The organism is Pelorhabdus sp. sgz311002 (assembly GCF_056134285.1).
On record NZ_JBWBCL010000005.1, the window covers coordinates 216262 to 224836 of the forward strand.

The 8575-nt window shown below is 42.3% G+C and carries 9 protein-coding genes; 8 read left to right on the forward strand and 1 reads right to left on the reverse strand.

Annotation, left to right across the window (positions count from 1 at the left end; genetic code table 11):
* The first annotated feature begins 2 nt into the window (after positions 1-2).
* Entirely contained in the window at positions 3-3152 is a 3150-nt protein-coding gene (locus AC0NJP_RS10410; protein WP_474699755.1) for an AAA family ATPase, read from the forward strand.
* Between the two features lie 13 nt (positions 3153-3165).
* On the opposite strand, the gene AC0NJP_RS10415 is transcribed toward AC0NJP_RS10410, so the two are convergent.
* Positions 3166-3429 (reverse strand): hypothetical protein, encoded by a 264-nt coding sequence (locus AC0NJP_RS10415; protein WP_474040222.1) that lies wholly within the window; start codon positions 3427-3429, stop codon positions 3166-3168.
* Positions 3430-3594: 165 nt separating this feature from the next.
* Between AC0NJP_RS10415 and AC0NJP_RS10420 the strand changes: the two genes are divergently transcribed.
* From AC0NJP_RS10420 to AC0NJP_RS10450, 7 genes are all read left to right on the forward strand, one after another.
* A complete protein-coding gene (locus AC0NJP_RS10420) occupies positions 3595-4032 on the forward strand; it encodes a hypothetical protein (RefSeq protein ID WP_474699756.1) in 438 nt (145 codons plus the stop codon).
* A gap of 77 nt (positions 4033-4109) precedes the next feature.
* Positions 4110-4391 carry a hypothetical protein gene (locus AC0NJP_RS10425; RefSeq protein ID WP_474699757.1) on the forward strand — a complete coding sequence of 94 codons (282 nt, stop codon included), beginning with the start codon at positions 4110-4112 and terminating at the stop codon, positions 4389-4391.
* 123 nt (positions 4392-4514) lie between these two features.
* On the forward strand, positions 4515-5768 hold the full coding sequence (locus AC0NJP_RS10430; protein WP_474699758.1) for an aspartate aminotransferase family protein: 1254 nt from the start codon (positions 4515-4517) through the stop codon (positions 5766-5768).
* Between the two features lie 14 nt (positions 5769-5782).
* A complete protein-coding gene (locus tag AC0NJP_RS10435) occupies positions 5783-6223 on the forward strand; it encodes a type II toxin-antitoxin system RatA family toxin (RefSeq protein ID WP_474699759.1) in 441 nt (146 codons plus the stop codon).
* 142 nt (positions 6224-6365) lie between these two features.
* The gene (gene htpX / locus AC0NJP_RS10440) at positions 6366-7235 is read left to right on the forward strand and encodes a zinc metalloprotease HtpX (RefSeq protein ID WP_474699760.1); all 870 of its coding nucleotides are present in this window, start codon (positions 6366-6368) and stop codon (positions 7233-7235) included.
* Between the two features lie 86 nt (positions 7236-7321).
* Positions 7322-7738, forward strand: a complete 417-nt coding sequence (gene ndk, locus AC0NJP_RS10445) for a nucleoside-diphosphate kinase (RefSeq protein WP_474699761.1) — start codon at positions 7322-7324, stop codon at positions 7736-7738.
* Positions 7739-7757: 19 nt separating this feature from the next.
* The gene (locus AC0NJP_RS10450) at positions 7758-8267 is read left to right on the forward strand and encodes a cob(I)yrinic acid a,c-diamide adenosyltransferase (RefSeq protein ID WP_474040459.1); all 510 of its coding nucleotides are present in this window, start codon (positions 7758-7760) and stop codon (positions 8265-8267) included.
* Positions 8268-8575 lie beyond the last annotated feature (308 nt).

Sequence of the window (8575 nt, forward strand, 5' to 3'; positions counted from 1 at the left end):
CGATGCGGCCACTGAAATTGACTATGACAGCGTTTGGTCCTTACGCGTCTCAGCAAGAAATTGATTTTACCCTGTTAGGCAGACGAAATTTGTTTGTCATTTGCGGCAACACCGGGGCCGGCAAGACAACAATTCTTGATGCGATTGCCTATGGTCTGTATGGAAAGGCTAGTGGCCAAGATCGTGACGGCGAAAGTCTACGCAGTCATTTTGCCAGCGAAGATATACTTACAGCGGTGGAACTGGAATTTGAGCTAAAAGGGGAAAGATACTATATTCGTCGCGTACCGAAACAGCAACGGAAAAGATTGCGTGGCGAAGGTCTTATGGATCAAAATGCTGAGGCTGAGCTGCAGAAACTTTCTGGCGATGCCAAAGAGAGCGTTTGTGGTATTAAAGAAGTAAATGAAAAAATTTTGCAGCTTTTAGGGATTACCTATGATCAATTTAAGCAAATTATTATGATTCCGCAAGGAGAATTTCGCGAGCTTTTGACGGCTGATAGTAAAATGAGAGAGGAAATCCTGCAAAAGATATTTGGTACGGAAGGGTTTCGTCAAGTCCAGCAGAGCTTAGAAGAAAAAGCGAAAGCTTTATTACAGTCTGTTCAGGAAATTAAAATTAAACTAGGTGAAGCAAAGGCCAAGCTTGATGTAACCGATCATGCTGTTTTAACAGATTTAGTAGAGGGAGAATCCTGGCAAGCTCCCGCTTTGATTACCGGACTGAAACTTGCTTTAGAGACAGATCGGCAGACTTTGTCAGGTGTTGATCAGCAAATCAAAGAGCAGGAACGACTTTTGCAAGAGAAAGAGAAGTTGATTTTTCAGGCGGAAAGTTTAAATCAAAAATTGGCAGAATTGACTGAGGCAAAGCAGAAATTGGCTGAACTAGAAGTACTGCAACCGCAAAAAAAATCACAAGAGATATTATTGAAGCAAGCGCGGAAAGCTTTGACTATTTTGCCACAAAAGGAATATCTAACTCGCTGTGCTGATGATAAAAAGATCAAAACAATGAGAGGCGTGCAAGCGTCGGCGGCTCACAAGGAGTCTCTCCTTTCCTTTCAAGCAGCAGAAGCTCATTATAACGAAACTCTAAAAAATGAAGTGCTTTGCCGGGAATTGCTTATTGAAGAAACTCAGCTCACTTCGTTACGAGAGAAACTCGAGCAACTTGCTATAACGCAAAAAGAGCTGGCTGAAGAACAGAAAACTTTGCGATTGCAGGAACAGCAGCTAACTCAAAATAAGAAAATTATTGAAAGCGATAAAGAACAATTAAAAGACAATAAAGCTTTACTAGAAAAAATGCGATTAAAGCTGGAATCGCGAGCTGTAAAAATAGAAGAGAAGAATCATAAAGAGCAAAGATTGCAGTGGCTGAACAAATGGAGTCAATCGCAAGCTGAGTTAGAAAAACTGCGCTCTGCTTATAAAATAAAGCGCAATGATCGAGATGCGGCGCAAAAACGCTATGAAGCTTGTCAGACGCTCTATGATGAACAGTACCGTCTGTTTTTATCGGGGCAGGCGTCTTTATTAGCTAAGTCGCTCCAAGCGGGTGAGCCTTGTCCAGTTTGTGGCTCTGCCCATCATCCTAATCCGACTGTTTTTCACGGAGATTTGCCATCGGAAGATCATGTGAAAAGTCTTTTTGATAAAAGTAAGGCTTTGCGTGAAGCGGCAGAACAGAGCCGGATTGCTTTTGAGCAAAACTACGCGGAGGGCATAAGGCAAAAAAAACAAGTTGATGAGTATTTGCAAGAATTGGCAGCGCTAGAAGGACCTGAACTGCTTGATTATCAACAAGAGCAGTTAACAAGTTTTATTGCTGAGAAAAGTCAGTTATGGCCTGCTGAAATTCAGCAGCTCGTAGAAGAACTTGGTCATCTTGGCACTTGTAAACAACAAAGTGAGAGGCTTAGACAAAGCATCGAGCAGAGCGAGCAGGCCATCCATAAACAAGAGCAGCAGGTTAGTGAACTTGATCAAAGGCATTCGCAGCTTTTGGGGCAGGTTCAGACGAAGGAAGCTTTATTTAAAACTCTTAGATCGGAAGTGCCTGAGCAGTTTCGTTCTCTTGCTCTGTTAGAAGCTAAAATAACGGAAATTCAAAAACGGCAAGAAACTTTAAAGGCTGCGTTAGCGAAAGCGGAACAAGCTTTTCGTCAGTCTGATCAAAAAAGGGCGCAGGCAGAGACGGAGCAAAAGCAGGCGGACGAGGCATTATTCGAGGCCCAAACTGCTTTTACGGCAGCCGCTTTACAATGGCAGGCAGCTTTGCAAGCAGCCGATTTTCTTTCAGATGAGATGTATGAACAAGCGCAACGAACGCCGCAAGAAATTCAAGAACTCGAAGAATCGGTTCGTGCTTATGAATTAGATTTGCGAGCGGCGCAAGAACATAAAATTCGCTTAGAATATGAGACGCAAGGGGTTCAAGTGGTTGATATTGCTCTGTTACAGCAGGAGAAGGTTTTTATGCAATCAGAGCGAGAAGCTTTCTTGGTTCAAAAAAATAAAGTTGCCTTCCGTTTACAAAATAACGAAAGACAACTCTTAAAACTCGGTGAACTTTGGCAGGCGCTTGAAAATATCGAGGAAGAATTTAGTGTTGTCGGTCATTTAGCACGAGTTGCCAAAGGCGACAACCAGGAAAAACTGAGTTTTGAACGATATGTACTAGCGGCTTTTTTTCAAGATATTATAGTTGCAGCCAATCTACGCTTGAAAAAGATGACGGCAGGCCGTTATTTGATGCGTCGTATTGCGTCGCGTGGGAAAGGAAATGGCCAAAGTGGTCTCGAAATTGAGGTGTTTGATTATTATACAGGTCGAACTCGTCATATAAAAACCTTATCAGGCGGAGAGAGCTTTAAGGCTTCTCTGGCTTTGGCTTTGGGGCTTGCTGATGTAGTACAGTCATACTCCGGTGGAATTCATATTGAAACGATGTTTATTGACGAAGGTTTTGGTACGCTTGATCCTGAATCGCTTGATAGTGCGATTGAAACGCTTATGGAATTACAACACTCGGGCCGTTTAGTTGGAATTATTTCGCATGTACCAGAGCTGAAAGCTTCAGTTGACGCCAGGTTGGAAGTTCAGGCGTTTAAAAATGGAAGTTCTGCTGAGTTTCATATTGTGTAATGAGAGAAGTTTTTTATACTGGATATTTTATAAAGATCACATAGTAAGCAATCGCGCAAGCGGCAACGCTGGAAAGGAGTGCTGCGGGCCAGGCAATCAGGTGAAAGAAAAATCCCATAATACCAATTACGGCAAAAGAGCAAACAATGCCCCAACGGGAAATTGCTTTTTTGTCTTTTTTTATTTCATGACGATTTTTTACATATAAGCGAAGGTAAAGGCTTAAGATGGTTATGAGTAATCCGTAATAGATATATTCGTCAAAGGTTATATGCAAGAGACTTCCTCCTAAGTGATGAAATAAATGAGACTTTATTAAAAAGACTTATTGTTAGTGTAAGCTTTTTAATGTGAAAAAAATGTCAAAATAAAAATAAAAAACCAGAGGAATTTGTAGTTTTTTGTAGAAATTATAATATTAAACGAAGAAGGAATGATGAAAATGCTGCTATTGCTTTTAGGCGCCAGTTCATTAGTCATATTCTTTTTTGTAATCCGGCTGCGTTCAGCAACTGCGAAGCGGGGAGAGCTATTTCGGGTTTATTACTGGGGATCTTATCCTGCTATAGTTTTTCGTGACCCTTTGCCAGCTTTTTTGCTACTTGATGATACAAATCGCTTGCTGATGCTGCGCCATATTACTGTGCCCTATTCCAATATTTTATCAGTTCAGCTTACTTCCTTACAATCATTGCAACGCAATGCTGTTGCTGCTTTAGGTCTGTATTCAAAGCAACTGAGTAAGGAATATCCTTTTTTGCTGATTGCTTACCAGCAGGGCACGTCTAAAACTTGCTACGCTGTGCTGCAAGCGGAACAGGCGGTAGCGATTCGACGCTTGCTCCATAGGCGCGGCCGGAGAAACTCCATATTCGCTTAATTTAAGTCTAAAGCGTTTTCTACCATGTAAACTTCGAGTGTTTGCTATTCCCAAATAGATAAGGAGGCTATGAGTTCATGAGTACTGCTCGTTCATCAACTAAGATCCTTTGCCGTAAATGCCAGAGTTTAATGCTTCCCCGTAAAAGTTTATCGCCAAGTCAGGAAACTTTACAATGGTATGCCTGTAGCAATCCTCAGTGTAATAGCGTGAGTTGTATTGGTGACAATAGCGATTTTTGTAATTTGTCTTGGATTCTTGAAACAGCAAAGCTTGTTAAGGAAAAACAAGGACTTTCTCATCCTCTGCCTACTTTAGTCAAACCGGTTGGATCTGATGACTTTTTTCATCTGAACTGACTGAATTATACTGTGATTTCATAAAAACTCCGCTAAATGCGGAGTTTTTATTTTGTCATGATTTATTTTTTGGACAATACAAATAGAATAAGTAGAACTTGATACTAGTAGGGAGGCAAATAGATGGACAAAGAATGGGTTGGTGAAACAATTTCGCAGTATGAACAGTTTTTGAATCCTTCGCTGGCACGGTTATTTCGGTATCTCGGTCTAGATAAGGTAGAATGCAGTGCTAGTGGTTGTTTTGTCACAGATCATCAGGGAAAGCGTTATATTGATTGTTTAGGTGGCTATGGGGTTTTTAGTTTAGGGCATCGTCATCCGGCAGTTGTGTCAGCAGTCAAAAAGCAATTAGACGTGATGCCTTTATCTAGCAAGGTCTTTTTTAGTCGATCTCTAGGTGAAGCAGCGGCCTTGCTGGCCGAAGTTATGCCGGGAAATTTGCAATACTCTTTTTTTTGCAATAGCGGTGCGGAGGCGGTCGAGGGCGCTTTAAAATTGGCGCGTCTTGCTACAGGGCGCAGTACGTTTATTGCCGCTCACAACGCTTTTCATGGGAAAAGTTTTGGGGCACTGAGTGCTACGGGGCGTGCAATATTTCGCGATCCCTTTAAACCCTTGCTAAAGGAGTTTATTCATGTTCCTTTTGGTGACGCGTTAGCTATAGAAGAAGCGCTAGATGATTCAGTCGCTGCTGTAATACTAGAGCCCATTCAAGGTGAAGGGGGCATTATTGTTCCTCCCGATAATTATTTATTGGCTGTGAGTAATCTTTGCCGGCAAAAAGGCGTTTTATTGATTTGTGATGAAGTGCAGACTGGCTTAGGGCGAACTGGCGAATGGTTTGCTGTAAATCATTATAAGGTTGAACCAGATATACTTACAACAGCAAAAGCCTTGGGCGGGGGGGTGATGCCTGTAGCGGCATTTACGGCGACGCCGCAGGTTTGGCAGCCTTACGTGGAGCATCCTTTATTACATACGTCTACCTTTGGCGGGAATCCTTTGGCGGCAACTGCAGCGCTAGCGGCCATTAGTGTAATAAAAGAAGAAAATCTCTGTCAGCAAAGTAAAGAAAAGGGAGAATTTTTATTGGCGCAGCTACGAGCCTTGCAAGAGCAGTATCCTGATCTTATTTATGATGTTCGTGGGCGTGGCTTGATGATCGGAGTCGAATTTTTTCAAGAAGGACAAGGTGGGGCGCTTATGGCGGCGCTTATGGCGCGTGGCGTGCTGGCGGCCTATACTTTAAATAATCCAAAAGTACTGCGGTTAGAGCCGCCTCTTATTATTTCCTATGAACTACTTGCCCAGGTTATCGAAATTTTTTATGATAGCCTGGCAGAAGTTCGTGGAATTTTGCAAGATTTATCGTGAAAGAAGGGATGATTATGCCTTGTGTAAAAGTCAGTCAGGAAATCACTGCTTCACCACAAGAACTTTATCTTGTTTTAAGTGACATGGAAAAATATCCTGAATTTATGCCCAATTTGGTTCGTGTTACTATTTTAGAAAAGCGGAAACCCATAACGATTAGTCAATGGGTTTCGAATGTTGATGGCAGGATGATTTGTTGGACCGAAAGGGACCTTTTTCGCGAGGAGCTTTGGCGAATTGAGTATGAGCAAATTGCTGGAGATTTGAAACGATTTCAAGGTGCTTGGCAGCTCTGTGAACAAGAAAACGGTACGCTGGTGGAACTTACGGTTGACTTTGAATTTGGCATCCCTATGCTTGCCGGACTGCTTCATCCTTTATTAAAATATAAGGTCAAAGAAAATAGTCAACTTATGCTCGCCGCTGTGAAAAAGCGCTTAGAAGGCTGTAATTAGTTGTTTTCCCTGTCGTTTCAGTATATAATATTATTAAAAATTTACCTTTTTCTATGGAGGAGGTGATTGACAAGGAATCGCACATGAACTGTCTATTCTTTAATTTGCATAGATTTGTCTGAAAAGACAGGGGGGAACAACTATGAATAACTTCAAGACTGTGATCTTACTGGCGGCTATGACGGGGCTTTTGATGGCTGTAGGCGCCTTGTTTGGCGGTCGGGCAGGCATGACTATTATGCTTGTAATTTCGATTCTAATGAATTTTGCCAGTTACTGGTACAGTGATAAAATTGTTTTGAATATGTATGGGGCGCGGGAAGTAAACGCCTCCGAGGCGCCTGATTTAATTCGCCTCGTTTCTGGCCTTGCGCAGAGAGCAGCTTTGCCGATGCCGAAAATCTATATTATGGACACAGATGTTCCCAATGCGTTTGCAACAGGCCGAGACCCTGAACATGCTGCTGTTGCGGTAACCACAGGAATTATGCGTGCGTTAACGTTGCCGGAATTAGAGGGCGTTTTAGCTCACGAATTAGGACACGTAAAGCACCGCGATACGTTGATTAGCACCGTGGTTGCATCTGTAGCTGGTGTTATTACCATGATTGCTAATATTGCTCAGTGGTCGGCTTTTTTTGGCATGGGTCGAAATGATGAGGAAGGCGAGAATGGACTTGCCAGTATTTTGAATTTTGTGTTTCTGGTGATTCTTGCTCCCTTAGCGGCGACTTTGATTCAGATGGGGATTTCTCGTTCGCGCGAATATTTGGCGGACGAGGCTGGTGGTGTATTTTGCGGTAATCCCTTAGCATTGGCTAAAGCCTTGGAAAAAATCGAATATTATGCGCAAAATCGTGTATTGCCTGAAGCAACGCCGGCTACGTCGCACATGTTTATTGTGAATCCCTTTAGCGGCAAAGCTGATTGGCTGATGAATCTTTTCAGCACACATCCAGCGACAAGAGAACGGATTGCTCGATTGGAAGAACAGGCAAAACGGATTCGCTAGTTCTCGTTCTTCTTGAGTGATATCCATCATTCAAGAAGAACTTTTTTTACTTCTTTATAGTTTTTTTAGCAGAAAGGATGAACAAGATGGAACAAACTTTGGTACTAGTAAAGCCTGATGGGGTAGCCCGAGGCTTAATTGGCGAAATTATTCGTCGCTTTGAACGGCGTGGTCTTGCCATTAATGCTTTAAAGCTGTTGGAACTTACGAAAGAACAGGCTTATGATCATTATGCGGAGCATAAAGGGAAACCTTTTTTTTCAGACCTCGTTTCTTTTATTACGTCAGGGCCGATTGTTGCTATGGTTGTTTCTGGACATGATGTTGTTGCTATTGTAAGAACTATGATGGGAAAAACCAACCCGGTGGATAGTCAGCCTGGTACGATTCGTGGCGATTTTGCCACAGAGATGTCCCGTAATGTCATTCATGGCTCTGATAGTGTCGAAAGCGCCCAACGGGAAATTGCGATTTACTTTACAGAGCAAGAAATTATTTTATAAGACAAAGGGGTAGAAAGTGATGAAGGTATACACCAAAACAGGTGATAAAGGAACTACCGGATTATATACTGGCGAACGAGTTGATAAAGATAGCCTGCGGGTGGAAGCTTATGGATCTGTTGATGAAATTACTTCTTTCTTAGGTTTGGCTAGAAGTCAATGCAGTGATAGTTCGGTCAAAGAGGCCATTTTTGTATTACAAAAGAAGCTTATGTCGCTTATGGCTGATTTGGCTAGTTTAGGTGAGGATACTGCTTATATTACGGAAACTGATATTCATGATATTGAGACGGCTATAGATTCTTTTGAGGGAAAGTTGCCGCCGTTGACGAGCTTTTTGATTCCAGGCAATGCTCATTCGTCAGCTTTGCTAGATGTAGCGCGAACTGTTACAAGACGGGCAGAACGCCAGGTGCTTCGCCTAAGTAAGGTGGAGACTGTCAATTCTTTTGTACCTGTCTATTTAAATCGATTGTCTGATTTCTGCTTTGTATTGGAACGCTTTGAAGATCAGTGCAACACTAAATAAGCACGAAAAACTACGGTGGGGCATAAAGTAAAGCAAAGCAACTTGTAAGGAGTGGATAGCAGTGAAATTGCGGATATATGTGATGACTGTGCCAAAGCCTTTCCGGCGTATGCTACGCTTTTTTTATAAGTCGAATGACAATATTTTACCTTTATAACCGCATTTTTGCGGTTATATTTTTTATTGTATAAAGAAAACCACGCGATAGTCGCGTGGTTCCAGAGAGCTTAAGCGGTGAGCCCTAACGTGGTAATCTGTAAATAAGCCTGCCAGCTTAAAATACAGATTACCCATTAGGAGATGTCACT